Raw genomic sequence first — 23738 nt, 5'->3', positions numbered from 1 at the left:
TGTCCCGGAAGGCAGCGCAAGGGCAAGCAGAGCATGATCGGAATTGTCGGCATCATCATCATCTTCGTGATGGTTTTCGGCGGCTATCTCGCCGCGGGCGGCAAGATGGGCATCATCATGAAGTCGCTGCCCTTCGAGCTGACGATGATCGGCGGGGCGGCGATCGGGGCCTTCGTCATTTCCAACGACATGGCCGCGATCAAGCACACGCTGAAGGACATCAAGAAGGTGTTCAAGGGTCCGCACTGGGACCACAGCGACTACAAGGATCTGCTCTGCCTGCTCTTCGAGCTGATCCGGCTCGCCCGGCAAAATCCCGTGGCGCTGGAAGAGCACATAGAGACTCCGGCCGAGAGCGCGATCATCTCCCGCTACCCCAAGATTCTCGCGGACAGCGAGGCGATCGAGATGATCTGCGATACCCTGCGCTCGGCCTCGATGAATTACGATGACCCGAACCAGGTGGAGGAGGTGCTTGAAAAGCGGATGTCTGCCAAATTGCACCACGCCATGCATTCCTCCCACGCCATGCAGACCATGGCCGACGGTCTGCCCGCCCTTGGCATCGTTGCTGCCGTGCTCGGCGTGATCAAGACGATGGGATCCATCGACCAGCCGCCCGAGATCCTCGGCAAGATGATCGGCGGGGCGCTGGTGGGCACGTTTCTGGGCGTGTTCCTCGCCTACGGCATCGTGGGGCCCTTCGCCTCCAAGATGAAGGCCGTGATCGAGGAAGACGCGCATTTCTACCAGCTCATCCGCGAGGTGCTGGTGGCCAACCTGCACCAGCATGCCACCAACATCTGCATCGAGGTCGGCCGCCAGAACACGCCCGGCCACAGCCGTCCCAGCTTCTCCGAGCTCGAGGAGGCGCTGAAGAACCTGAAGTCGGAGGCCGCATGACCCCGACAGGGTGGCTCCGCCTCTCGGTTCTCTGCGCCGGCCTCCTGACCGGGGCCGCCCTCCCGGCCGAGACCGTGCGTCTCCGGTCGGGCGAGCACGTCGGATTCACCAGGATCGCCCTCGTTCTGGGGCGCGAGAGCGCGTGGCGGGTCGGTCGCATCGAGGGCGGGTTCGGGCTCGAGCTGGACCGTCGCGATATCACCATCGACCTCTCCGGCGCCTTCGATCTGATTCCCCGCGACCGGATCCGCAACCTCGAGCATGACCCGACAAGCGGCCTGTTGCGCATCGCCACGGATTGCACCTGTCACGCCAAGGCCTTCGAGGCGGGTCGCAATGTCATCGTGGTCGATATCGTCGATGGGCCACCCCCCGTGCCGGACCGTTTCAATACCGCGCTCTTTCCGTCCGTGCCCGCGCCGGAGCCCTCTGCGGCAAGGCCACCCGCAGCCCCTGGCACCGAGCTTGCCGAGGGCGCTCTTCCCCCGCTCCACTCCGATGCCTTGAGGCGGCGCTATGACCGGCAGATCACCCTGCCCGGCGCCCGGGTCCGCGCGGCCGAGCCACCGCAGCCCCGGCAACCGGACGGTGGCGAGGCGCCGGTGACCGACCCGTTCAGGGAGGCGGCCGAGCGGCGGCGCATCGCGGAGATCGAGGCCGAACTGCTCAAGCAGCTGGCCCGCGCCGGTGCGCAAGGCATGGTCGAGCCAAACCCCCGGTATGGCGGCATCGAGGGAGAGGTTGCCCAGCCCGACGCCAGCACGCCGCCGAGCAATCACCCCGGCGAGAACGTGGATGCAATCACCGGCGTCGACCGCGCCGCGCCCGACGCCGCGCCGCCGCCCGAGGATGCCCGCGGGGCCTGCCTGGACCCGCGGCACTTCGATTTCCTCATCTCCGAGCCGGAGACCGCCCCGCATGACATGATCTCGGCCGCGCGTCAGGCCCTGCTGCAGGAGTTCGACGCCCCGAGCAGCCAGGCCGCCGAGGCGCTCGCGCGGGTCTATCTCTACCTCGGCTTCGGGGCCGAGGCGCGGCAGGTGGTCGAGGGGTATCTCGCCTCCTCCGATCTCGCGCCGCTCTACCTCGCCCTCGCCGCCGGCGTCGATGACATGCCCGGTCTTGCCGGGCAGGGGTTGACCGGCCAGATGGGGTGCCCCGGGCAGGCCAGCTTCTGGGCGCTGCTGGTCGGGCCGGTCCCCGCCGCCATTGCCCCGCAGACCGAGCGCGACATCGCCGCCACCGCGTCGGACCTGCCGCTTCACCTGCGCCAGCTTCTGGTGCCGCGCCTTGCCCAGCGCCTGCTTTCGCGCGGCCACGAGGAACTGGCGGCCACCCTCCGCGATGCCCTCTCGCGCGCCGACGGGGCGCATGGCACCGGGTTCCAGATGCTTCAGGCCGCCCTCGCCGAGCGCGGCGACGTGGCAGCGGGCGGCCACGGCAGCCCGTCCGGCGAGAGCACGCGCGCCGCCGAGGCGATTCTCGAGGGCGTGGCCGAGACCAACCGGGCCGAGGCGCCCGAGGCGCTCGTCGAGCTGATCCGCCTCGCCAACGCCGCGCAACGCCCCCTGCCGCCCGACCGCATTGCCCACGCCGAAGCCCTGATCTTCGAGCATCGCGGCACCGCGCTGGCCCGCACCCTCATGGTCGGGCTCGCCCCGGCGCTCGCGCGGGACGGCGCCTTTGCCGAGGCCTTCGCCAAGCTCGATGAGGCCGCGACCATCGCCTCCGAGGTCACTTCCGATCCGCGCCAGGCCGCACTGTCCGAGACCGCCCTGCTGCTTGCGCGCAATGCCTCCGACGCGGTCTTCCTGCGCAGCATGTTCGACCCGGCGCGGGCCGGTCTCGGGGCCGAGGTGAGCGCGCCCGCCGCCTTCGCCCTCGCGTCGCGCCTGCTGTCCCTGGGGTTTCCCGATCAGGCCCTTGCGCAGTCCGAGAGCCTGCCGCGGGAGCCCGAGTATCGCCTCATGCGCGTGCGCGCCCTCATGGCACTCGGCCGGAATGAGCGGGCGCTGGCCTCGCTTGCCGGGCTCCAGGGCGCCGAGAGCGATGCGCTGCGGGGCGAGCTGCTGGCCCGGCTGGGCGAACACGCCCGCGCCCATACGCTCAGCCGCGTGGCGGGCGACGAGGAGGCCGCGCGCCGGGCCGCCTGGGCCAGCGGCGATGCCGAGGCGATCCGCGAATCGGGGAGCGAGAGCGAGGCCGGCTTCACCGAGGCCACGCGCCCCGAGACGGCGCCCATCGCGCCCGGCCGCCCCAGTCTCTCGGGCGCGCAGGAGCTTCTTGAGCAGATCCGCCAGCGCCGCGGCGCCATCGAAACCCTGCTCGAAGAGAAATCCACCGCCACGGGGGCCGTCACCCCTGCGTTGGACCGCGCGGAAACTTCGCCAGGAGCCTGAGGCTGTAAACCTCGTGGTAACCGCGTTGCCCTAGCCTGATCCTAATCTTGATCAGCCAGAACTGCGATCTCACATGACCCTCCTTACTCCGCCGGAAGGCGGCCCGAGCGTTGCACCGCGCGGGCTGTCCACCCCCCCGCACGTCCGCCCCTTCGCCAGCCGGTCGATGCGGCGGCTCTTCGTTCTGCTCGCCGCCCTCGCGCTGGCCCTTCTCTCCTTGCCGGCCCTTGCCCAACCCTCCCGACCCGAGCTCTGCGAGGCGGCGGCACGCGAGGCCTCGGCCTCGACGGGTGTTCCGCTCTCGGTGCTCCGGGCGATCATGCTCACGGTCAGCGGCCGCAAGAGCGAGGAGGGTCTCGTGCCCTGGCCCTGGACCATCGGCGCCGGGGGCGAGCGGGTCTGGTTCGAAACCGCCGACGATGCCCGCGCCTATGCCTACCAGCAGATCAAGCGGGGCGAGCCGGCCCTCGGCCTCGGCTGCTTCCAGGTCGATTACGCCAGGTACGGGACCCGGTTCGCCTCGCTGGAAGACATGCTCACGCCGCGGATCAACGCCGAGTTCGCCGCGGCCCTGCTCCTGGGGCTGCACGCGGAGACCGGTGGCTGGGGCTATGCGGCGGCAGCCCTGCAAGGTCTCGGGGAGGCGGAGTCCGAGCCCTGGCTCGCCACCTTCTACCGCCACCGCGACGCTGCTCGCCAAGGAGACTTCGAGGTCGCGGGTCACGCGGCCGCCACTGGCCCCGAGGACGACCGCCCCCGGCTCAACACCTATCCGCTCCTGCAGGACAGCGGCGAAACCCGGGTGCTCGGGTCGCTGGTGCCCACCGGCTCCGGCAGCCCCGGTGCAAGCCTCTTCACCCCGGCGGACGGTCTCTGATCCATGATGCTCGGCAAGGTCGACCTGTTCCGGCCCACGATCCTTCTGGCGCTCGCGCTGATGGGCATCATCACCATGATGATCCTGCCGATGCCGTCCTGGGTGCTCGATGCCGGCCTTGCCGGATCCTTCGCGCTCGCGATCCTGATCTTCACCGTCACGCTCTTCATCGAACGCCCGCTCGATTTTTCGTCCTTTCCCACCATCCTTCTCGCCTCCCTCATGCTGCGGCTTTCGCTCAACGTCAGCTCGACCAAGCTGATCATCGGCGAGGGCCACACCGGCACCCGGGCCGCGGGCACGGTGATCGAGGGCTTCGCCATGTTCGTCATGGGCGGCTCGGTGTTTCTCGGGCTGGTGGTCTTCGGCGTGCTGATGATCGTGAACTTCATGGTCATCACCAAGGGCGCTGCACGCATGGCCGAGGTCGGCGCCCGATTCGCGCTCGACGGCATGCCGGGCAAGCAGCTCGCCATCGACAGCGACATGTCGGCGGGCGCCATCGACCATGCCGAGGCGCGCGCCCGGCGCGAGCGCGAGCAGGCCGAAACCACCTTTTTCGGCTCGCTCGACGGTGCCTCGAAATTCGTGAAGGGCGATGCCGTGGCGGGGCTGCTCATCACCCTGCTGAACCTCGTCATGGGCCTCATCATGGGGGCGGCCGTGCACGGGCTGCCGCTGGGCCAGGCCTTCGAGACCTACGCGATCCTCACCGTGGGCGACGGGCTGGTCACCCAGATTCCGGCGGTCATCATCTCCATCGCCTCTGCCCTGCTTCTGGCCCGAGGCGGCGAGAAGGGGGCAACCGACCTTGCCCTCGTCGGCCAGCTCGGCCGCCACCCGGCCGCCATCGCCACGGTGGCCTTGCTGATGGCGCTCTTCGGGCTGGTGCCCGGCCTGCCGATGCTGCCCTTCTTCGCCGGGGCCGGCACGCTCGCGCTCTTCGCATGGCGGCGGCAGAAGGTGCTGAAGGCCGAGGCCCTCGCCGCCGCCCAGCCTGCCCCCGAGGCCGCCAAGCCCAGCCGCAAGTCGATCGGCGACATGCTCGATCTCGACGATATCCACGTCGAATTCGCGCCTGACCTGGTGGCCATGGTGCTGGACCCGGCCACCGGGCTGGACGCCCGGATCGAGAACATGCGCGCCCATGTCGCGGCTTCCTACGGGCTGATCCTGCCCGAGATCCGGCTGACCGACAACGCCGCCCTGAAGTCGGACTCCTACGCCATCCGCATCCACGGCGTCGTGCAGGCCACCAACGTGCTGCACCCCGAGCGGGTGCTGGCGCTGGTGGGCGACCTGCCCGAGCTGCTGCCACCCGGCGAGGACTGCAGGGAGCCGGTCTACGGCGCGCCGGCCCGCTGGATCCCGGAGACCGCGCGCGAGGAGGCCGCGCTCCAGGGCTCCACCGTGGTGACGCCCGCCGAGGTGCTGGCCACCCACCTGCTCGAGGTGCTCAAGCGCAACTTCGCCCGGCTGCTCACCCTGAAGGCCCTGCGCCGCCTGCTCGAGGAACTGTCCAACCTCTCCGACCCGGTCCGCGCCGAGGCCAACCGGCGGCTGATCGACGAGCTGGTGCCCGACAAGGTGCCCATCGAGCTGCTGCTCGCGGTCCTGCGGCTGCTGCTCGACGAGCAGGTCTCGGTCCGCAACCTGCCGCTCATCCTCGAGGCGATCTCGGAGGCCCGCGGGACCTATTCCGCGCCCGAGGCGATCTGCGAGCATGTGCGTCAACGCCTCGGCTTCCAGCTTGTCTCCGAGCTTCGGCGCGAAGATGGCACCCTGCCCCTCCTGCAGCTCGCGCCGGAGTGGGAGGAAAGGTTCCTGGCCCACCAGGTCGACGGCGGCAATGGCACCGAGGATATCGCCCTGCCGCCGGACTCCTTCTCGAAGCTGGCCAACGGCGTATCCGAAAAACTCGCGCGCGCGGCCGAGAGCGGCGTGTCGCCGGCGCTGGTCACCACCTCGCGCCGCCGCCGCTTTCTCAAGACCGTGCTCACCGCCAAGGGCATCGGCGCGCCGGTGCTCTCCTTCGAGGAGATCGGGATGGATGCCCGTCCGGCCCTGCTCGGCGTCATCGCCGCATGACCGGGCTCGCGTGATGGAGAGCCTCGCCGAGCTGCTCGGCCTCAGCCAGGCCGCCCTTCTGGCCGGCTTCACCGTCTTCCTGCGCGTGGGCGCGGCCATGGCGATGCTGCCGGCCTTCGGCGAACAGGGGGTGCCCGCGCGCATCCGCCTCGGCGCCGCCATCGCCTTTACCGCGATTGTCGCGCCGATGGTCGCGGTGCCGCCCGCCGCGAGCCTCACCGAGATCGCCCTGTCGCTGACCCTGCTCAGCGAAACCGCCATCGGCCTGGCCTTCGGCTTCGGGCTCAGGCTGTTTGTCTACGTCCTGCAGATCGCGGGTTCGATGGCGGCGCAATCCACCTCGCTGGCCCAGATCTTCGGCGCCTCGCCCGATGTCGACCCGCAGCCGGCGATCGGCCACCTGCTGGTGGTCTCCGGCCTCGCCCTCGCCGCGCTCTCGGGCCTCCATCTGCAGGTCGCCCTGGCCTTCGTCGCAAGCTACGACGTGCTGCCCGTCGGCGCGGTGATCGGCGCGGCCGAGGCGATGGACTGGGGCGTGGCGCGCATCTCGGCCGCCTTCGGACTGGCCTTCTCGCTGGCCTCGCCCTTCATCATCGCCGCGCTGATCTACAACATCGCGCTCGGCGTCATAAACCGCGCCATGCCCCAGCTCATGGTGGCCTTCGTCGGTGCGCCCGCCATCACCGCGGGCGGGCTGATCCTGCTGTTCTTCGCCACGCCCTGGCTGCTCGCCCTCTGGCGCGACGCGCTGCAGGCCTACCTCGCCCTGCCCTTCGGAGGTTGAGGCATGGCCGGGCAGGACGACGACTCCGACAAGCAGCACGAAGCCACGCAAAAGCGGCTCGACGACGCCCGCAAGAAAGGCGAGGTCCCGCGCTCGACCGATGTGACCACCGCCACCGCCTACGGCGGGTTGCTGCTGGCCGCGCTCACCGCCGGCACCGCCAGCCTCGGCAGCCTGGGCGCCATCGGCAGCCAGCTCCTCGCCCAGGCCGACAGGCTGGCCCCGCTGATGACAGGCCCGGGCTTCGCCACCCTCTCCGGCGGGCTGATGATCAAGGTGGCCGGGGCCGTCGCGCCCTGGTTCCTGGTCCCAGCCGTCGCTTGCCTGGCCTCGCTGGTGGCGCAGCGGGCCGTGACCTTCGCGCCCGAGAAGCTGCAGTTCAAGCTCAGCCGCATCTCGCTGCTGTCGAACGCAAAAAACAAGTTCGGGCGGGGCGGGCTCTTCGAGTTCTTCAAGAGCTTCGTCAAGCTCGCCATCATCTCGGTCGTGCTCTTTGCCTACCTCGACCGCCGCCTGCCCCATATCCTCTCGGCCACTGCGCTGGAGCCGGCACAGGTGGGCGCCCTTCTGGGCCAGCTCTGCCTCGATTTCCTGCTCATCGTGACCGCCATCATGGCCGCAATCGCGGCGGTCGACCTGATGTGGCAGCGGGCCGAGCACCTGCGCAAGAACCGGATGAGCCACCAGGAGCTGAAGGACGAGCACAAGGACAGCGAGGGCGACCCCTACCTGCGCCAGGCCCGCCGCCAGCGGGCGATCGAGATCGCCTCGGCGCAGATGATGGGCGAGGTGCCCAAGGCCGATGTCATCATCGTCAACCCGCAGCACTATGCCGTCGCGCTGAAGTGGAACCGCGCCAGCCCCGGTGCGCCGGTCTGCGTGGCCAAGGGAGTCGACGCGGTGGCCGCCCGCATCCGGGCCGCCGCGCAGGAGGCCGGTGTGCCGATCCATCGCGATCCGCCGACCGCGCGCGCGCTCCACGCCACCGTCGAGATCGGCGAGGAGATCCGCCCCGATCACTACGCGCCGGTCGCCGCCGCGATCCGCTTTTCCGAGGCGATGCGCCGCAAGGCCCGTTCGAGCTATGCCCGCAGGCGCCCGTCGTGAGCGTGAAGACGCATCAGATGCGGCAGCTCGCCGGGTTGATGGAGGCCCGCTTCATGGCCGGTCAGGGCACCCTGCGGCAGCGCCTCGCCGCAGAAGCCCGCCTCGCCGCCGCCATCGAGGAGATCGACACCGCCCGCCGCCAGGCGATGGCCGATGCCTCCGATCCGCTCCACTTCAGCCCCTCCCATGCACGCGCCACCAACGTCTGGCTGCGCTGGTGCGAGGCCCGCAAGGCCGTGCTCAACCGCGACCTCGCCCGCGCCCGCGCTGCCTCGGCCAAGGCCCGCAAGGCGCTCGTGCGGTCCTTCGGGCAGATGCAGGCCAGCCAGGCGCTGCTGAAGAAACTATGAGAGCCGTTTTTCCATGAAGAGCGAAGAGGGGGCCTCCGGGTAGTCGCCAAAGGCCCCGCGCAGGACAAAGCCTGCCTTGGCATAGACCCGGTGGGCCGCCTCGAGCGTGTTTCCGGTCTCCAGCCGCAGCAGGGTGTAGCCCTCCCGCCGCGCCTCGCGCTCGATCTCGGACAGGAGCATCGCCGCAATCCCGCGGCCCCGCGCCGCTTCGTGGGTGAACATCGACTTCACCTCGCCGTAGCCCTCGCGCAGCGCCAGGGCCCCCACCCCAAGAATGCGCCCCTCCTCCTCGGCCACGAAAAACCGGATGTCGCCGCCGCAAAGCGCGTCGATATCGAGAAAGAAGTTGTCTTCCGGCGGAAACAGCCGCCGCATCAGCGCCTGGCTCTGTTCCAGCAGGTCGGTGGCATCGGGGTGGCGCGGGTCGCCACGGGTGACTATCAGGCTCATTCCGCCATCCTCCCCGGCGATCACGCGCCGTCAACCGATCCATATCTTGTGGATAAGGCCAAGACCCAGCCCACATGCTGATTGACAGAGCGGCCCCACCCCCCAAACATGGGTCAGCCTCGGGGAATCGCCCCGCCGGGGCATGGGGACAGACCGGGGCGCAACACAGGGGCAACAGGCAGCGTGCGTTTCACACGGCTGAGATTGAACGGCTTCAAGAGCTTCGTCGATCCGACCGATCTGGTCATCGCCGATGGCCTGACCGGCGTCGTCGGCCCCAACGGCTGCGGCAAGTCAAACCTGCTCGAGGCGCTGCGCTGGGTGATGGGCGAGAACCGCCCCACCGCCATGCGCGGCGGCGGGATGGAAGATGTCATCTTCGCCGGCGCCGCCTCGCGCCCGGCCCGCAACTTCGCCGAGGTGTCGCTGCACATCGACAATGCCGAGCGACTGGCGCCCTCGGGGTTCAATGATCAGGATGTGCTCGAGATCGTCCGCCGCATCACCCGCGATGCCGGTTCGGCCTACAAGGCCAACACCAAGGACGTGCGGGCGCGCGACGTGCAGATGCTCTTCGCAGATGCCTCCACCGGCTCGCACAGCCCGGCGCTGGTGCGGCAGGGGCAGATCTCCGAGCTGATCAACGCCAAGCCGCAGAACCGGCGGCGGATCCTCGAAGAGGCCGCCGGCATCTCGGGCCTCTACCAGCGCCGCCACGAGGCCGAGCTCAAGCTGAACGGCGCCGAGCAGAACCTGGCCCGCGTCGATGACGTGATCGAACAGCTCGCCGCCCAGCTGGGCCAGCTTGCCCGGCAAGCCCGGCAGGCCGCGCGCTACCGCGAGATCGGCGCCGAGCTGCGGCAGGTCGAGGGCTTGCTGCTCTACCGCCGCTGGAAGGAGGCCGACGAGGCCGTGGTCGCCGCGGGCCATGCCCATCGCGAAACCGTCGCCGCCGCCGCCGCCGCCGAGCGCGCCGTGCTGACCGCCGAAAAGCGCCTCGCCGAGACCGACGCCGCCCTGCCCGCCCTGCGGGAGGAAGAGGCCATTGCCGCCGCCGTGCTGCAACGGCTCTCGGTCGAGCGCGGCGGCCTGCGCGAAGAGGCGGCCCGGGCCGAAGCCGCCATCGACACGTTGAAGAGCCGCCTGACCCAGCTGACCCGCGACATGGAGCGCGAGGAGGGGCTGAACCGCGACGCGGGCGAAACCGTGGAGCGGCTGGGCTGGGAGGAGGCCGAGCTCAGGAAGGCCGGCGAGGGCCACGAAGAAAAGCTCGAAGAGGCCACCGAGGCCGCCCGCAAGGCCGCCTCCGTGTTGTCGGAGATCGAGGAAGACCTGGCCGAGAAGACCGAGGATGTCGCCCGTCTCTCCGCGCGCCACCAGTCGGCCCAGCGGATGCAGGCCGACGCCCGCAGCGCCGCCGACCGCAACGAGGCCGAGGCCGCCAAGGCACGCGGTCAGGCCGAGGAGGCCCGCGGTCGCAAGGCCGCGGCCGAGGAGGCGATGCGCCTGGCCCAGGCCGCCAGCACCGCCGCCACCGCCCGCGCCGAGGAGGCCGAGAAGGCGCTGGAAGCCGCCGATGCCGCCCGCGCCGAAATCGCCGGGCGCGAGGCCGAGGCCCGGGCCGCCGCCTCTGCCGCCGAGGGCGAAACCAAGACCCTGTCGGCCGAAATGCACGCGCTCGCCCGCCTGGTCGACCGCGAAGGCGGCGAGAGCGGCCAGGTGCTCGACCTCCTGTCGGTCGACAAAGGCTACGAAAAGGCGCTCGGCGCCGCGCTGGCAGATGACCTCCGGGCCCCTGCCGTCGAGGCCGATGCGCCATCGGGCTGGGCCGCCATGCCCGATTACCCCGCGCCCCAGGGCCTGCCCGGCGGCCTCCAGCCGCTGGCCGATTACATGCATGTCCCCGATGTGCTGCGCCGGCGCATGGCCGAGGTCGGCCTGGTGGCCGATGCCGACGAGGGCGCCGCCCGCCAGGCCGAGTTGAAGCCCGGTCAGCGGCTGGTCTCCCGCGAGGGCGATCTCTGGCGCTGGGATGGGTTCCGCGCCGCCGCCGAGGATGCCCCCTCCGCCGCCGCGCTCCGGCTCGAGCAACTGAACCGGCTCGAGGAGCTCAAGCTCGACCTGAACGAGGCCGAGGCCCGCGCCAGCGGCGCCCGCCAGGCCCACAAGACCCTCTCCGAGGAGCTCGCCCGCGTCACCGAGGCCGACCGCGCCGCCCGCCAGGCCCGCCGCGAGGCCGATACCGCCGTGGCGGATGCCTCCCGCGCCCAGAGCCGTGCCGAGAGCGATGCCGCCATGGCCGCCACCCGCGCCGAGGCCGCCGATATGGCGGTCAAGCGCCACGAGGACGAGGCCGGTGCCGCCCGCGCCCGTCTGGCCGAGGCCGAGGCCGCGCTGGCCCAGCTCGGTGATCTCGAGGAGGCCCGCGGCAACGTCGAGGCCGCCCGCAGCCTGGTCGAGCGCACCCGGCAAGATATGCTCTCCCGCCGCGCCGTGCAGGACGAGATCCGCCGCATGGGCGAGGCTCGCGTACGCCGGTTGCAGGAGATCGCCCGCGAGGTCGGCAACTGGCGCGAACGGCTGGCCAATGCCGAGACCCGCTCGCGCGAGCTTGCCGAGCGCCGCGCCGCGACCGAGGCCGAGCTGGAGCAGGCCGAGGCCGCGCCCGAGGATATCGAGGCGCGCGAAGCCAAGCTGATGGCCTCGCTCGAAAAGGCCGAGGAGCGCCGCAAGGCCGCCGCCGACGCGCTGGCCGAAGGCGAGTCCGCCTGGCGCGAGGCCCAGGCCGAGGAGCGCGAGGCCGGCAAGATCGCCAGCTCCCTGCGCGAGGGCCGCGCCGCCGCGCAGGCCCGCATGGAGGCCGCCCAGGCCGCCCGCCAGCTGGCCCAGGAGCGCATCCACGAGGAGCTCGAATGTGCCCCCGCCGACTTGCTGGAAACGCTCGACACCGACCCCGACAAGATCGCCGGCGTCGAGGCGCTCGAAAACGACCTGTCCCGCCTCCGCCGTCAGCGCGACGCACTGGGCGCGGTGAACCTCCGCGCCGAGGAAGACGCCAAGGAGGTGCAGACCGAGCATGACGAGCTGGTCAAGGAAAAGGCCGATCTCGAGGAGGCCATCCGCGCCCTGCGCAACGGCATCGCCGGGCTGAACAAGGAGGGCCGGGAGCGTCTGCTCACCGCCTTCGAGCAGGTCAATTCCAACTTCACCCTGCTGTTCCGGCACCTCTTCGGTGGCGGCGAGGCCTCGCTGCAGCTGGTCGAGTCCGACGATCCGCTCGAGGCCGGTCTCGAGATCATGTGCATGCCGCCGGGCAAGAAGCTCTCCACGCTCTCGCTGCTCTCCGGCGGCGAGCAGACCTTGACCGCCCTGGCGCTCATCTTCGCCGTCTTCCTCGCCAACCCGGCGCCGATCTGCGTGCTCGACGAGGTCGACGCGCCGCTGGATGACGCCAACGTCACCCGTTTCTGCGACCTGCTCGACGAGATGACCCGCCAGACCGACACGCGCTTTCTCATCATCACCCACCACGCGGTGACGATGAGCCGGATGGACAGGCTCTTCGGCGTGACCATGCAGGAGCAGGGCGTCAGCCAGCTGGTGTCGGTCGACCTCAAGAAGGCCGAGGCGCTGGTGGCTTGACGTTGGCGGCATTTGGCGCTTGGCGCTTCAGCTGCTAGAGTGGCCCCTTCTGCTGTGGGTTGAGTTGCCGTTGGGGGTTCCAGGATGCCATGTGATTACAAGATCGTCCCGAGGCGCGCTCTGGTCGTCAAGATCTACGTCGGCCGCGTAACGGCACGCTGCATTCTCGACATGTATGACCGGATGGAGGCCGATCCCGAGTACCGGGAAGGGTTCAAGGAGTTCGATGACTTCCGCGATGTCACCGATTTTGCCGTCACCGTCACCGAGCTTGGCAACTTCGCGCAGCTGACCAAGGGTTTCACCGCCCGCAAGCGGTTGCCGACCCGCAAGGCAGTGGTCGTGCCGGATGGCCCCATCCGCGACGCCGTTCTCAGCGTGATCCGCATGGTCGGCGAAGAAGAGATGCTCCAGGTGGCCACCTTCGACGATGTATCGGAGGCGCTCGCCTTCCTCGGCATTCCCGCCGCCGAACGCTGGAAGTCACCCGGCGGCGACAGCCACAAGATCCATTGACTGCGAGAGAGCGCGCCACCTAGGCGGCGCGCCCCGGCCAATTCACCCGCCGATGCTCTCTGCCGAGGCCAGCCCCTCGGCCTTCGACGTGCCGCCGATCTTGTCGCGCACGCCCTTCTCGATTCGCTCGCCCACGTCGCCGTCGATGTTGCGCCAGTAGTCGAACGCCCGGAGCAGCACCTTCTCGCTGACCCCGTCGCCGAGGTGGCCGACCACGTTGCTCACCAGCCGCTCGCGCATCGCGTCGTCCATCACCTCGCGCACCAGCGTGCCGGCCTGGCTCCAGTCGTCATCGTCCTCGCGCAGGGTGTAGGCCTCGCGCACCATCTCGCCATCGGCGTGCCACAGCCCGGCCTCATGCGCCTGGGGCTGCGCCGCCGGCCCGCCGTAGGAATTGGGCGCGTAGACCGGGTCGCTCACCGGCATGGTCCGCCCCGCGCCATCTTTGGAGTAGCTGTGCACCGGCGATTGCGGCCGGTTCACCGGGATCTCCTTGTAGTTCACCCCGAGCCGTGCCCGATGCGCATCGGAGTAGGAAAAGCCCCGCGCCAGCAGCATCTTGTCGGGCGACAGGCCGATGCCCGGCACCATGTTGTTGGGCTCGAAGGCCGCCTGTTCGATCTGGGTGTGAAAGTCGGTCGGGTTGCGGTCCAGCACCATCCGGCCCACCTCGATCAGCGGGTAATCGGCATGCGGCCAGACCTTGGTGAGGTCGAAGGGGTTGATCCGGTAGGTCCTGGCGTCGTCCCAGGGCATGATCTGCCACTTCAGCGTCCAGCTCGGATGGTCGCCATCTCGGATGTGGTTGAAGAGATCGGCCCGATGATAATCACCGTCGGTGCCCGCCAGCCGGTCGGCCTCCTCCTGCGTCAGATGCGCATTGCCGTCCCCCTGGTCGGTGTGAAAGTGGAACTTCACCCAGAATTTCTCACCCTCGGCATTGATCAGCGAGTAGGTGTGCGACGAGTAGCCGTTCATCTCGCGCCAGGTCCGCGGAATGCCGCGGTCGCCCATCAGGTAGGTCACCTGGTGTGCGCTTTCGGGGCTGAGCGTCCAGAAATCCCACTGCATGTCATGGTCGCGCAGGTCGTTGTCGGCCCGACGCTTCTGGCTGCGGATGAAGTGCTGAAACTTCATCGGGTCGCGGATGAAAAAGATGGGCGTGTTGTTGCCCACCATGTCGAAGTTGCCTTCCTCGGTGTAGAACTTCACCGCAAAGCCGCGCGGGTCGCGCCAGGTGTCGGGGCTGCCGCGCTCGCCCGCAACTGTGGAGAAGCGTGCCACGATCTCGGTCTTGGTGCCGGGCTGAAACACCTTGGCCCTTGTGTATTTCGACACGTCCGCCGTGACCTCGAAATGCCCGAAAGCGCCGCCGCCCTTGGCGTGGGGCTGGCGCTCGGGGATGCGCTCACGGTTGAAGTTGGCCATCTGCTCGAGCAGGTAATGGTCGTTCAGCACGATTGGCCCGTCGCGCCCGACCGTGAGCGAGTGCTCGTCGCTCTGAACGGGGATACCGGCATCGGTCGTGGTGGGCGGGGGAGCTTTCTTTTCGGCCATGTCGGGCTGCCTTTCGTTCCGGTGGCGTTGCCAACAGAACGATCCAGCCCCTCAGATGTTCCGGCCCGCGCAACCCCGGCCGGCCGGCCCGCGCTCAGACCATCTCGTCGGCCAGTTCCGCGATCTTCTTCGACAGCGAGTCGAGCATTATCGAATAGGCCCTGACCCGCTCGCGGATCTCCGGCTCGCTTTCCGGCACGCCATTCAGCGTGGCGCAAAGCTCCTCGCTACGCCGGCGGAACTTCATGCTGAGGTCCTTGACCATGCTCTCGTAGGATTTCTCCGCAAGCTGAAAATAGTCCTGCCGATCCCCGGGCTTGGTGACACGGCGGATCATGTGGCGGTCGATTAGGATACGCGTCGCGGTGCTGATGCTGCCCCGGCTGACCTGGAGCTCGGTCGCAAGATCACAGAAGGCGATCGCGTCGCCCTTCCACACGAGCAGCCCCATGACCCGCCCGGCCGTGCGCGGAAGCCCGTCGGATTGCATCAGCAGTCCGATCTTCTCGATGAACTCGTCGCGGATCTCTTCGATGGGTCGTGTCATGGTCTTCGCCTCTTGGGCAGCTTCAGGTCATACGCGTCTTGGTCACTGTTCTTCGGTCAAACTCTGTGAGTTCAGATAGTACTAAACGCACTTAAAGTCCAGCAGTTCCGCCATTGTGTGCGTCCTCTCAGAGCACCACCCCCCAGCGCGCAAGAAAGAGTTTGTCGTGAAAACAGACACTTGCACTGTTCAGGTAAAATAATTCGTTCTGTATGTTTGATTCCTACTAAACAAACCATACATCGGGGTCATCACGATGCAAGACATCGCGCCACCCGCCCCGAGAGGGCACCAGACCAAAGAAAGACACGACCATGAAAACCACCATCCTCGCCGCCGCCATCCTCGCCGTCGCAGCTCCGGCCTTCGCAGACAGCGCCAGCCTCGCCCGTTCGCTGGGTGTCGAGCCCGGTGCCTACACCCAGGAGCAGCTGGCCACCCTGAAGGCCCATGAAGGCGACTCCGCCGGCGAAGCCCGCGTCTACTTCGGTGCCGACAACAGCACCAATGGCGTGGTCAACGACGTCGCCGCCGAAAAATTCCGCGAGCTGAACGCCGAGCAGAACAACGGCGTGGCCCAGGCCTCCGAAGCCCAGACCGCCCGCGGCGTGATCAACCCGGTGGCTGCCGCCAAGTTCCAGGAGCTGCGCGCCGAGTGATCTGCGCCTGACAGCGCAACACAAAAGGGGGCCATCATGGCCCCCTTTCTATTTCTGCCCCGGTCCAAGCACCGTCCGCAGCCGCCTGAACGCCGCCTCCGGTGCCTCGCTCGCCTCGGCGAGAAACCCGTCCAGCGGGCCATGAACCCGGATCGCCGCGTCGATCTCCGGGTCGGAGCCCGCGGTGTAGAGCCCCGACTGAATCATCAGTTCCGCCCGGTCATAGGCTCCGAGCCTGCGCCGGGCCTTGGCGATCAATGCGTTCTCTTCCGCGCTCGCCGCCTCGGGCAGCGACCGCGAGGTGGAGCGCAGCAGGTCCACCGCCGGAAAGCGCCCGCGCTCGGCGATCTCGCGGGCCAGCACCACGTGGCCGTCGAGCACGCCGCGCAGGATGTCGGCCACCGGCTCCTCCATGTCCGAGCCCGCAACCAGCACCGAGAAGATCGCGGTGATGTCGCCGGATTCTTCACAATCGGGGCCCTCCACCCCGGGCCCGGCCCGCTCGGCCAGCGCCATGACCATGTGCGCGGTCGAGGGCGGGTAGCCCCGCAGGCTCGCGGGCTCGCCCGCCGCCAGTGCAACCTCCCGGTGCGCCTCGGCGAAGCGCGTCACCGAGTCGGCCAGGAACAGCACGTGATGCCCTTCGTCGCGCAGGTGCTCGGCCACGGTCATCGCCGTCCAGAGGCACCGCCTGCGGGCAATCGCCGACTGGTCCGAGGTCGCCGCAACGATGACCGAGCGCGCCATGCCCTCCGCCCCCAGCACATCCTCCATGAAGTGCCGCAACTCGCGTCCCCGCTCGCCCACTAGCGCAATCACGCAGCGGTCGGCCTGCAAGCCCCGCCCCAGCGCGCCGAGAAGCGACGACTTGCCCACCCCCGATCCGGCGAAGAGCCCAAGCCGCTGGCCGCGGACGATGGGCAGGAGCGTGTCGAACACCGCCAGGCCCGTGCCGAGCCGTGCGCCCAGCCGCTTGCGCTGGGTCGCGGGCGGCGCGGGCGCCCGCAGGGGGCGCAACGCGGGGCCCCGCGCCAAGGGGCGGCCATCAAGCGGGTTGCCATAGGGGTCGATGATCCGCCCCTGCCAGCTCAGGTCGGGGAAGAGCCCGTCGCCACCCTGAAGCGTCACCTTGTCGCCGAGCCGGATGCCGTCCGCCGGGCCGTCGGGCAGGGCCATCGCGCGCTCCCGGTCGATATGCACGATCTCGCCCCTGAGCCGCCCGCCCCGCGTGCCGAGCCACACCTGGTCACCCAGCGCGGCGATCTCCGAGAGCCCGGTCAGTTCCACCGCGCCGCGCCCCACCGCGCTGATCCGCCCGATCGAGGCCGAGGGGGCCAGCGCCGCGATCTCTGCGGTGAGCCGTGCAATCGTCGCATCCGTCATGGGGTTCTCCACAGTTTGCACATTCCGCGCCGCAATCCGGGCGCCTGAAACCGTTTCTAAAGGAATCAGGGTTAAGCCCGAGTTGAAGCCCGTGGGAGAAACCCCGATGTTCGATCAGCTCGAGATCCTTTCAATGGCGCGTGGCCTGGCCGCGCATTCCGCCGCCCGCCAGTCCGTTGTGGCGCAAAACCTCGCCCAGGCCGATACCGCCGGCTACAAGGCGCGCGACATCGCCAGTTTCGGCGAGAGCTATCGCGCACAGCCCGGCCTGGCCCTGCGCACCACCCGCAGCGCGCACATGGCAGACACCGCGCCTCCGCCCGCCCTGCGCCCCGTCATCGAGCGCGGCGTCGATGGCGACCCGAACGGCAACACCGTGTCGATCGAAAGCCAGATGGTGAAATCCGCCGAGATCCAGACCCGACACGAGATGGCGCTCTCGGTCTATCGCACCACGCTTGGGATTCTCCGCACCACCCTCGGGCGCAGGTAAGGGGGCGGCATGAGCGACCTGTTCCAGAGCTTTTCTGTCTCCGCCTCCGGCATGGCCGCGCAAAGCGCCCGCCTGCGCCACGTGTCGGAGAACATCGCCAACGTCGATACCCCCGGCTACCACCGCAAGCTCACCCCCTTCCGCGAGGTGATGACCGGCGGCCGGATGACAGGCGCGGTCGAGGCCGCGCCGGTCCGGCTCGACGAGAGCGACCTGCCCGAGATCTTCGACCCCGCGCACCCGATGGCCGGGGAGGACGGCTTCTACCTCGGCTCCAACGTCGATCTCGTCATCGAGATCGCCGACGCGCGGGAGGCCCAGCGCAGTTACGAGGCCAACCTCAAGATGTTCGACCAGGCCCGGCAGATGACCCGGAGCCTTTTGGAAATACTGCGAAAATAGCAGGTTAGAGGAGATCCAGAATGGATGTCAAACTGTCCCAGGTGGCCCGGCTCTACGAAGGGGCCAGGCCGGCCACCGCCCCGAAAGAGGGCACCGAGTCGGGCGGCGAAGGCTTCGCCCGCGTGGCCCAGGACTTCGCCACCATGCTGTCGAATGCAGAGCGGGTGGCACAGGACGCGATGGTCGGCAAAGCCGATCCTCACGCTCTGGTTCAGGCGTTGGCCGAAACCGAGCTGGCGGTCGAAACCGCCGTCACGGTGCGCGACAAGGTCGTCGAAGCCTATCAGGAAATCCTGAGGATGCCTGTGTGACCCATGGAGGCGGCGGGCTTTTACGACACGCTCCGCGAGGGGCTCTGGACGGCGGTGATCATCTCCGCCCCCATCCTCACCGTGGCACTCGTCGCGGGCGTGGCCATCGGCCTCGTCCAGGCGCTCACCTCGGTGCAGGAGATGACCCTCACCTTCGTGCCCAAGCTCGCCGCCATTCTCGCCGTCTTCTGGCTGACCATGGGCTTCATGACCGACAGCCTCGTCAGCTTCTTCCAGTCCACCCTGATCCCGCTGATCGCCGGAGGTTGAACCCATGAGCACCGGATACGTCACCCTCTCCCGCCAGTCCGGCCTGATGAACGAGATGCGCGCGGTGGCCAACAACCTGGCCAACCTCTCCACCACCGGCTTCCGCCGAGAGGGGGTGATCTTCTCCGAGTGGGTCCGCGCTGCCGACGGGCCCTCGGGCTCGGTGTCGATGGGCACCGCCCGCGTGCGCAACACCGACCTGAGCCAGGGCACCCTGAGCCAGACCGGCGGCACCTTCGACTTCGCCATCGAGGGCGAGGGGTTCTTCCAGGTCGAAACGCCCGATGGCCTGCGGCTCACCCGCGCCGGCAGCTACACGCCCGGCCCCGCGGGCGAGCTGATGAACGGCGATGGCCACTTTCTGCTCGATGCCGGCGGCGCGCCGGTCTTCGCGCCGCCCGGCGCCCGCACCATCAGCCTCTCCGCCGATGGCACGCTTTCGGCCGATGGCGTGCCGCTCACCCAACTCGGCATGGTCGAGCCCGAGGATTACACCGCGATGACCCGCGAGGGCGGCACGCTCTTCAACCCCAACGGCGCGGTGCTGCCCGCCGAGAACGCCCGCGTGCTCCAGGGCTTCATCGAGGAGAGCAACGTCGATCCGGTGCTCGAGATCGCCCGGATGATCGAGGTCCAGCGCGCCTACGAGCTCGGCCAGAAGTTTCTCGACAAGGAGTCCGACCGCAAGGACTCGGTCATCCGCACCCTCACCCGATAAGGAGGCAAGCCCATGCAGGCCCTGAAGATCGCAGCCACCGGCATGAGCGCGCAGCAGATGCGCGTCGATGTCATCTCCAACAACCTCGCCAACATGTCGACCACCGGCTACAACGCCCGCCGCGCCGACTTTGCAGACCTGCACTACCGCCAGCTCACGCGGCCCGGCACGATCAACGCCAATGACGGCACGATCCTGCCCACCGGCGTGCAGATCGGCCTCGGGGTGCGGCCGTCCTCGGTCAGCATGAACCCGCAGCAGGGCTCGCTGGCCTCCACCGGCGGCGACCTGGATATCGCCATCGAGGGCAACGGCTATTTCGAGGTCACCCTGCCTTCGGGCATTTCGGCCTACACCCGCGACGGCGCGCTGAAGCGGTCGGCCGACGGGCTGATCGTCACCGCCGACGGCTACGGCGTGGTGCCCGACATCACCATCCCCGACGATGCCCGCGCGATCTCGATCAACGCCGATGGCGAGGTCTACGCCTATTTCAATGACCAGGTGGCGCCGCAGCTCCTGGGCCAGTTCACGCTCGCGGATTTCTCCAATGCCAAGGGGCTCGAGGCGATGGGCTCCAACCTCTTTCTGGAGACGGAGGCCTCCGGCCCGCCCGCCGTTGCCACGCCGGGCGAGCAGGGGCTCGGCACCCTGCGGCAAGGCTACCTCGAAGACAGCTCGGTGGACGCCGTGAAGGAAATCACCGACCTGATCACCGCCCAGCGCGGCTACGAGCTGAACGCCAAGGTCATCACCGCCGCCGACCAGATGCTCGGCGCCACCACCCAGATCCGCTGATGTTCCGCAGCCTCGCAGTCCTTCTCCTCGCCGCCGCGCCCTTGCGGGCCGAGATGGTGGTGGCCACCCGCACCATTCCGGCCGGCTCCGTGCTGGAGGCGCCCGACATGGCCCTGCGCGAGGGCTCCGCCACGGGCGCCGTCGCGCACCCCGACGAGGCGCTCGGGCTCGAGGCCCGGGTCGCGCTCTACCCGGGCCGCCCGATCCGCGCCGCCGATCTCGGCCCGCCCGCGCTGATCGAGCGCAACCAGCTCGTCACCCTCGTCTACCGCCGCAGCGGCCTTCTGATCGCCACCGAGGCGCGGGCGCTCGGCCGGGCCGGCGCGGGCGACATTGTGAAAGTCATGAATCTCGCTTCCCGCAGCACCGTCACCGGCCAGGTCGACGCGGCGGGGCGGGTCATCGTGGGCCCGAGTGCCCGTCTGCTGCACGACCTGGAGGATTTCTGATGCCCCGTCTCGCCCCTCTCCTCGCCGCCCTCCTCGCGCTCACCGGCTGTGCCCGGCTCGAGAACGTGGGCAAGGCGCCCGCCTTCGAGCCCACCGAAAAGAGCTACGAATACCGCGCCATGGCCACCGTGCCCCTGCCCGACGTGCTGGACGACAAGCGCGGCGCCGAGCAGGCCTCGCTCTGGAGCCGCAACCGCAAGTCCCTGCTGGGCGACCGCCGGGCCATGCGCCGGGGCGACATCCTCACCGTGGTGATCGAGATCGACGACAGCGCCAGCATCTCCAACGCCACCGGCCGGTCCCGCAACGGATCGGAGAGCATGGGTGTGCCCTCGCTCTTCGGCATCCCGCAGCGGCTCGACGAGCGGCTGCCCGAGGGCGCGTCGATGGCCGATGCCGTCTCCACCAACTCCTCCTCCACCTTCTCCGGCAATGGCTCGGTCAGCCGCAACGAGCAGCTCGAGCTCCGCATCGCCGCGACCATCGTGGAAGAGATGTCGAACGGCATCCTGCGGATCCAGGGCAGTCAGGAGGTGCGGGTCAACTTCGAGCTGCGCGAGCTTCTGGTCACCGGCTACGTCCGCCCCGAGGATATCACCCGCCAGAACGAGATCACCTACGACAAGATCGCAGGCGCCCGCATCAGCTACGGCGGCCGCGGCCAGATCTCCGATGTCCAGCAGCCGCGCTACGGCCAGCAGGTCGCCGACATCATCCTGCCGTTCTGAGAGGAGAGCCGCGCCATGAAGTCGATCCTGCTCATCGTCATCCTCGCCGTCCTGGGCATCGGCGCGGGCGCGGGCGCGGGCATGATGCTGCGCCCTGCCCCAGAGGAGGTGGTGACGAGCCCCTGCGGCGAGGGCAGCGAGGTGACGGAGAGCCATCCCGAGGAACCCGCGAAGCAGCCCGACACCACCGGCGAGGAGGCCGATCCGACGAGGGAATACGTGAAGCTGAACAACCAGTTCATCGTGCCCATCGTCGAGGAGGGCCGGGTTGCCTCGATGGTGGTGCTGAGCCTCAGCCTCGAGGTCGAGGCCGGTCAGCGCGAAACCGTCTATGCCCGCGAGCCCAAGCTGCGCGACAGCTTCCTGCAGGTGCTCTTCGCACACGCCAATTCGGGCGGCTTCTCGGGCAACTTCACCACCGGCACCAAGATGCGGCATCTCGCCGAGGCGCTCGAGGAGGTCGGCCGCAAGGTCATGGGCGCGACCCTCTCCGACGTGCTGATCGTGGATATCGTCCGGCAGGACAACTGAGGGCCGGGCGCAGCGTCGCAGGCCACCGTGCAGGCCAACGTGCAGGCCCGCAGTGCGGCGCGGTCAGCGCTTCAGGCCCACCTCGCGGGTCTCGCTCAGGGTCATCCCGGCCGAGAGCGCCTCGGGGTCCACGACCAGCTCCAGCACCGCGAGTCGGCCGCTGGCCTGGGCGCGCACGAAGGCGCCGGCAAAATCCTCGGTCCGCTCCACCCGCTCGCCAAAGCCGCCGTAGGCGCGGGCCAGGGCCGGGAAATCGGGGTTGGCGAGGTCGGTGCCGGAGACCCGACCGGGAAAGGTCTTTTCCTGGTGCATCCGGATGGTGCCGTAACGCCCGTTGTTCACCACCAGCACGATCGGCGCCGCGCCGTGCTGAACGGCGGTCGAGAGCTCGTTGCAGGTCATCTGAAAGCAGCCGTCCCCCGCCAGCGCCACCACCACCCGCTCCGGATGCCGCAGCTTGGCGGCAATCGCGGCGGGCAGCCCGTAGCCCATGGATCCGGAGGTCGGGGCAAGCTGGGTGCCGAAGCGCTTGAACTGGTAGTATCTGTGCAACCAGGCCGCGTAGTTGCCCGCACCATTGGTCAGGATCGCATCGTCCGGCAGGTTCTCCGACAGCCAGGCGATCACCTGCTCCAGCTTCAGCGCGCCGGGGGTCTCCTTGGGCCGGGTCCACTTCTCGTAGGCGGCGCGGTAATCCGCCGTCCACTGCCGCTTGTCGCTGCGCGGCTTCACCGCGCGGGCGAGCTTGGCCAGCACCACCGGGGCCTCGGCCACGAAGGGCAGCTGCACCGGGTAGACCTTGCCGATCTCGTCGGGATCGGGGTGAACCTGGATGATCCGCTTGCCCGGATGCGCCACGCTCAACAGCTTGTAGCTGCCCGTGGTGATGTCTCCCAGCCGGGTGCCCAGCGCCACGATCAGGTCGGCCTGGCGCACCGCGTCGCCCAGCGCCGGGTTCATGCCGACCCCGAGATCCCCGATGTAATTGGGGTGCCGGTTGTCCATGTAGTCCTGCCGTCGGAACGGCACGGCCACTGGCAGGTCGAGCGCCTCTGCGAAGCGGGCGAGGTTGGCCGAGGCCTCCGCGCTCCAGCCCGGACCGCCGGCGATGATCAGCGGCCGGTGCGACCGCTCGATCTGGTGAATGACCAGCTCGGCAAAGGTGGAACCTTCGGGCGAAGTATAAAAGGCGTCATCCGGCCGGTCCGGCACGTCCACCTCGTCGTGCAGCATGTCCTCGGGGAGCGACAGCACCACCGGCCCGGGCCGCCCCGACACCGCGAGGCGGAAGGCCCGGTCGATGTATTCCGGCAGGCGTGCGGCGTCGTCCACCTCTGCCGTCCACTTGGCGACGGGCGCCAGGAAGGCCTTCATGTCGACCTCCTGAAAGGCATCGCGGTCGCGCTGCCCGCGCGGCACCTGCCCCACGAACACCACCATCGGCGTGCTGTCGTGCCTGGCCACGTGCAGCCCGGCGGAGGCATTCGAAGCCCCCGGCCCGCGGGTCACGAAGAGCACGCCCGGCTCGCCGGTCATCTTGCCGTCGGCCTCGGCCATCATCGCCGCGCCGCCTTCCTGGCGGCAGACGATGTTGCGGATCCCGGAGCCCACCAGCCCGTCGAGCACCGGCAAGAAGCTCTCTCCCGGCACCGAGAACACCCGTTCGACCCCGCGGATCGCGAGTTGGTCCACAAGGACCTGTCCACCATGACGGAGATCTGCAGCGCGCGGCGCGGCGGCGGGTTTGGGTGTCTTCAACGGCACGATGGTCTTCAT

24 protein-coding genes are annotated in these 23738 nt (G+C 69.2%); 19 read left to right on the top strand and 5 right to left on the bottom strand.

From position 1 onward, the window contains the following. The first annotated feature begins 33 nt into the window (after nucleotides 1-33). From motA to BUR94_RS19515, 7 genes are all read left to right on the top strand, one after another. On the top strand, nucleotides 34-903 hold the full coding sequence (gene motA / locus BUR94_RS19545; protein ID WP_074258106.1) for a flagellar motor stator protein MotA: 870 nt from the start codon (nucleotides 34-36) through the stop codon (nucleotides 901-903). Continuing rightward, nucleotides 900-3302, top strand: a complete 2403-nt coding sequence (locus BUR94_RS19540) for a hypothetical protein (protein WP_074258105.1) — start codon at nucleotides 900-902, stop codon at nucleotides 3300-3302. Before motA ends, BUR94_RS19540 begins: the two co-directional genes overlap by 4 nt. A 73-nt stretch (nucleotides 3303-3375) precedes the next feature. Continuing rightward, nucleotides 3376-4179 carry a lytic transglycosylase domain-containing protein gene (locus BUR94_RS19535; RefSeq protein WP_139301365.1) on the top strand — a complete coding sequence of 268 codons (804 nt, stop codon included), beginning with the start codon at nucleotides 3376-3378 and terminating at the stop codon, nucleotides 4177-4179. A 3-nt stretch (nucleotides 4180-4182) separates the two neighbouring features. Beyond that, on the top strand, nucleotides 4183-6267 hold the full coding sequence (gene flhA, locus BUR94_RS19530; RefSeq protein ID WP_074258103.1) for a flagellar biosynthesis protein FlhA: 2085 nt from the start codon (nucleotides 4183-4185) through the stop codon (nucleotides 6265-6267). Between the two features lie 13 nt (nucleotides 6268-6280). Then, on the top strand, nucleotides 6281-7051 hold the full coding sequence (locus tag BUR94_RS19525; RefSeq protein WP_074258258.1) for a flagellar biosynthetic protein FliR: 771 nt from the start codon (nucleotides 6281-6283) through the stop codon (nucleotides 7049-7051). A 3-nt stretch (nucleotides 7052-7054) separates the two neighbouring features. Next, nucleotides 7055-8158, top strand: a complete 1104-nt coding sequence (locus BUR94_RS19520) for an EscU/YscU/HrcU family type III secretion system export apparatus switch protein (RefSeq protein ID WP_074258102.1) — start codon at nucleotides 7055-7057, stop codon at nucleotides 8156-8158. Continuing rightward, the gene (locus tag BUR94_RS19515; RefSeq protein ID WP_139301364.1) at nucleotides 8155-8508 is read left to right on the top strand and encodes a hypothetical protein; all 354 of its coding nucleotides are present in this window, start codon (nucleotides 8155-8157) and stop codon (nucleotides 8506-8508) included. Before BUR94_RS19520 ends, BUR94_RS19515 begins: the two co-directional genes overlap by 4 nt. Here BUR94_RS19515 and BUR94_RS19510 read toward each other — a convergent pair. Further along, complete coding sequence (locus BUR94_RS19510; RefSeq protein WP_074258100.1) at nucleotides 8503-8958, bottom strand: GNAT family N-acetyltransferase; 456 nt, start codon at nucleotides 8956-8958, stop codon at nucleotides 8503-8505. The genes BUR94_RS19515 and BUR94_RS19510 overlap by 6 nt on opposite strands. A 183-nt stretch (nucleotides 8959-9141) precedes the next feature. Between BUR94_RS19510 and smc the strand changes: the two genes are divergently transcribed. Next, nucleotides 9142-12600 carry a chromosome segregation protein SMC gene (gene smc / locus BUR94_RS19505; protein ID WP_175570506.1) on the top strand — a complete coding sequence of 1153 codons (3459 nt, stop codon included), beginning with the start codon at nucleotides 9142-9144 and terminating at the stop codon, nucleotides 12598-12600. An 84-nt stretch (nucleotides 12601-12684) separates the two neighbouring features. Further along, complete coding sequence (locus BUR94_RS19500) at nucleotides 12685-13116, top strand: hypothetical protein (RefSeq protein WP_074258098.1); 432 nt, start codon at nucleotides 12685-12687, stop codon at nucleotides 13114-13116. 42 nt (nucleotides 13117-13158) lie between these two features. Here BUR94_RS19500 and BUR94_RS19495 read toward each other — a convergent pair whose 3' ends face one another. Together BUR94_RS19495 and BUR94_RS19490 are read right to left on the bottom strand one after the other, a co-directional pair. After that, nucleotides 13159-14673, bottom strand: a complete 1515-nt coding sequence (locus tag BUR94_RS19495; protein ID WP_074258097.1) for a catalase — start codon at nucleotides 14671-14673, stop codon at nucleotides 13159-13161. A 94-nt stretch (nucleotides 14674-14767) separates the two neighbouring features. Further along, complete coding sequence (locus tag BUR94_RS19490; RefSeq protein WP_074258096.1) at nucleotides 14768-15220, bottom strand: GbsR/MarR family transcriptional regulator; 453 nt, start codon at nucleotides 15218-15220, stop codon at nucleotides 14768-14770. Between the two features lie 314 nt (nucleotides 15221-15534). Here BUR94_RS19490 and BUR94_RS19485 point away from each other — a divergent pair, with 314 nt between their 5' ends. Then, nucleotides 15535-15879: a hypothetical protein gene (locus tag BUR94_RS19485; protein ID WP_074258095.1), complete on the top strand. Its 345-nt coding sequence runs from the start codon at nucleotides 15535-15537 to the stop codon at nucleotides 15877-15879. Between the two features lie 48 nt (nucleotides 15880-15927). On the opposite strand, the gene BUR94_RS19480 is transcribed toward BUR94_RS19485, so the two are convergent. Continuing rightward, nucleotides 15928-17262, bottom strand: a complete 1335-nt coding sequence (locus tag BUR94_RS19480) for a FliI/YscN family ATPase (protein WP_074258094.1) — start codon at nucleotides 17260-17262, stop codon at nucleotides 15928-15930. Nucleotides 17263-17368: 106 nt separating this feature from the next. Here BUR94_RS19480 and BUR94_RS19475 point away from each other — a divergent pair, with 106 nt between their 5' ends. The 9 genes from BUR94_RS19475 to BUR94_RS19435 are packed head-to-tail and all read left to right on the top strand — an operon-like array spanning nucleotide 17369 to nucleotide 21962. Then, a complete protein-coding gene (locus tag BUR94_RS19475; protein WP_074258093.1) occupies nucleotides 17369-17755 on the top strand; it encodes a FlgB family protein in 387 nt (128 codons plus the stop codon). Between the two features lie 9 nt (nucleotides 17756-17764). Continuing rightward, nucleotides 17765-18157: a flagellar basal body rod protein FlgC gene (flgC, locus tag BUR94_RS19470; RefSeq protein WP_074258092.1), complete on the top strand. Its 393-nt coding sequence runs from the start codon at nucleotides 17765-17767 to the stop codon at nucleotides 18155-18157. A gap of 20 nt (nucleotides 18158-18177) precedes the next feature. Next, complete coding sequence (gene fliE / locus BUR94_RS19465; protein ID WP_074258091.1) at nucleotides 18178-18468, top strand: flagellar hook-basal body complex protein FliE; 291 nt, start codon at nucleotides 18178-18180, stop codon at nucleotides 18466-18468. Between the two features lie 3 nt (nucleotides 18469-18471). Further along, nucleotides 18472-18738: a flagellar biosynthetic protein FliQ gene (locus BUR94_RS19460; RefSeq protein WP_074258090.1), complete on the top strand. Its 267-nt coding sequence runs from the start codon at nucleotides 18472-18474 to the stop codon at nucleotides 18736-18738. A 4-nt stretch (nucleotides 18739-18742) separates the two neighbouring features. Next, a complete protein-coding gene (locus tag BUR94_RS19455; RefSeq protein WP_074258089.1) occupies nucleotides 18743-19456 on the top strand; it encodes a flagellar hook-basal body complex protein in 714 nt (237 codons plus the stop codon). Nucleotides 19457-19468: 12 nt separating this feature from the next. Further along, nucleotides 19469-20254, top strand: a complete 786-nt coding sequence (flgG, locus tag BUR94_RS19450) for a flagellar basal-body rod protein FlgG (protein WP_074258088.1) — start codon at nucleotides 19469-19471, stop codon at nucleotides 20252-20254. Beyond that, a complete protein-coding gene (gene flgA / locus BUR94_RS19445) occupies nucleotides 20254-20703 on the top strand; it encodes a flagellar basal body P-ring formation chaperone FlgA (RefSeq protein ID WP_074258087.1) in 450 nt (149 codons plus the stop codon). The genes flgG and flgA overlap by 1 nt, the downstream gene beginning before the upstream one ends. Beyond that, nucleotides 20703-21431 (top strand): flagellar basal body L-ring protein FlgH, encoded by a 729-nt coding sequence (gene flgH, locus BUR94_RS19440; protein WP_074258086.1) that lies wholly within the window; start codon nucleotides 20703-20705, stop codon nucleotides 21429-21431. Before flgA ends, flgH begins: the two co-directional genes overlap by 1 nt. 15 nt (nucleotides 21432-21446) lie before the next feature. Next, on the top strand, nucleotides 21447-21962 hold the full coding sequence (locus BUR94_RS19435) for a flagellar basal body-associated FliL family protein (RefSeq protein WP_074258085.1): 516 nt from the start codon (nucleotides 21447-21449) through the stop codon (nucleotides 21960-21962). A 63-nt stretch (nucleotides 21963-22025) separates the two neighbouring features. On the opposite strand, the gene BUR94_RS19430 is transcribed toward BUR94_RS19435, so the two are convergent. Continuing rightward, complete coding sequence (locus BUR94_RS19430; protein ID WP_084193215.1) at nucleotides 22026-23738, bottom strand: thiamine pyrophosphate-binding protein; 1713 nt, start codon at nucleotides 23736-23738, stop codon at nucleotides 22026-22028.

Origin of the sequence: Vannielia litorea, from assembly GCF_900142295.1 — a bacterium.
GTDB lineage: Bacteria > Pseudomonadota > Alphaproteobacteria > Rhodobacterales > Rhodobacteraceae > Vannielia > Vannielia litorea.
This window is presented reverse-complemented; position numbering and strand designations above follow the sequence as displayed.

Coding starts and splice junctions, on each gene's coding strand:
- motA (WP_074258106.1), top strand. CDS start 34: ATGATCGGAATTGTCGGCATCATCATCATCTTCGTGATGGTTTTCGGC.
- BUR94_RS19540 (WP_074258105.1), top strand. CDS start 900: ATGACCCCGACAGGGTGGCTCCGCCTCTCGGTTCTCTGCGCCGGCCTC.
- BUR94_RS19535 (WP_139301365.1), top strand. CDS start 3,376: ATGACCCTCCTTACTCCGCCGGAAGGCGGCCCGAGCGTTGCACCGCGC.
- flhA (WP_074258103.1), top strand. CDS start 4,183: ATGATGCTCGGCAAGGTCGACCTGTTCCGGCCCACGATCCTTCTGGCG.
- BUR94_RS19525 (WP_074258258.1), top strand. CDS start 6,281: ATGGAGAGCCTCGCCGAGCTGCTCGGCCTCAGCCAGGCCGCCCTTCTG.
- BUR94_RS19520 (WP_074258102.1), top strand. CDS start 7,055: ATGGCCGGGCAGGACGACGACTCCGACAAGCAGCACGAAGCCACGCAA.
- BUR94_RS19510 (WP_074258100.1), bottom strand. CDS start 8,958: ATGAGCCTGATAGTCACCCGTGGCGACCCGCGCCACCCCGATGCCACC.
- BUR94_RS19500 (WP_074258098.1), top strand. CDS start 12,685: ATGCCATGTGATTACAAGATCGTCCCGAGGCGCGCTCTGGTCGTCAAG.
- BUR94_RS19495 (WP_074258097.1), bottom strand. CDS start 14,673: ATGGCCGAAAAGAAAGCTCCCCCGCCCACCACGACCGATGCCGGTATC.
- BUR94_RS19490 (WP_074258096.1), bottom strand. CDS start 15,220: ATGACACGACCCATCGAAGAGATCCGCGACGAGTTCATCGAGAAGATC.
- BUR94_RS19485 (WP_074258095.1), top strand. CDS start 15,535: ATGAAAACCACCATCCTCGCCGCCGCCATCCTCGCCGTCGCAGCTCCG.
- BUR94_RS19480 (WP_074258094.1), bottom strand. CDS start 17,262: ATGACGGATGCGACGATTGCACGGCTCACCGCAGAGATCGCGGCGCTG.
- BUR94_RS19475 (WP_074258093.1), top strand. CDS start 17,369: ATGTTCGATCAGCTCGAGATCCTTTCAATGGCGCGTGGCCTGGCCGCG.
- flgC (WP_074258092.1), top strand. CDS start 17,765: ATGAGCGACCTGTTCCAGAGCTTTTCTGTCTCCGCCTCCGGCATGGCC.
- fliE (WP_074258091.1), top strand. CDS start 18,178: ATGGATGTCAAACTGTCCCAGGTGGCCCGGCTCTACGAAGGGGCCAGG.
- BUR94_RS19460 (WP_074258090.1), top strand. CDS start 18,472: ATGGAGGCGGCGGGCTTTTACGACACGCTCCGCGAGGGGCTCTGGACG.
- BUR94_RS19455 (WP_074258089.1), top strand. CDS start 18,743: ATGAGCACCGGATACGTCACCCTCTCCCGCCAGTCCGGCCTGATGAAC.
- flgG (WP_074258088.1), top strand. CDS start 19,469: ATGCAGGCCCTGAAGATCGCAGCCACCGGCATGAGCGCGCAGCAGATG.
- flgA (WP_074258087.1), top strand. CDS start 20,254: ATGTTCCGCAGCCTCGCAGTCCTTCTCCTCGCCGCCGCGCCCTTGCGG.
- flgH (WP_074258086.1), top strand. CDS start 20,703: ATGCCCCGTCTCGCCCCTCTCCTCGCCGCCCTCCTCGCGCTCACCGGC.
- BUR94_RS19435 (WP_074258085.1), top strand. CDS start 21,447: ATGAAGTCGATCCTGCTCATCGTCATCCTCGCCGTCCTGGGCATCGGC.
- BUR94_RS19430 (WP_084193215.1), bottom strand. CDS start 23,738: ATGAAGACCATCGTGCCGTTGAAGACACCCAAACCCGCCGCCGCGCCG.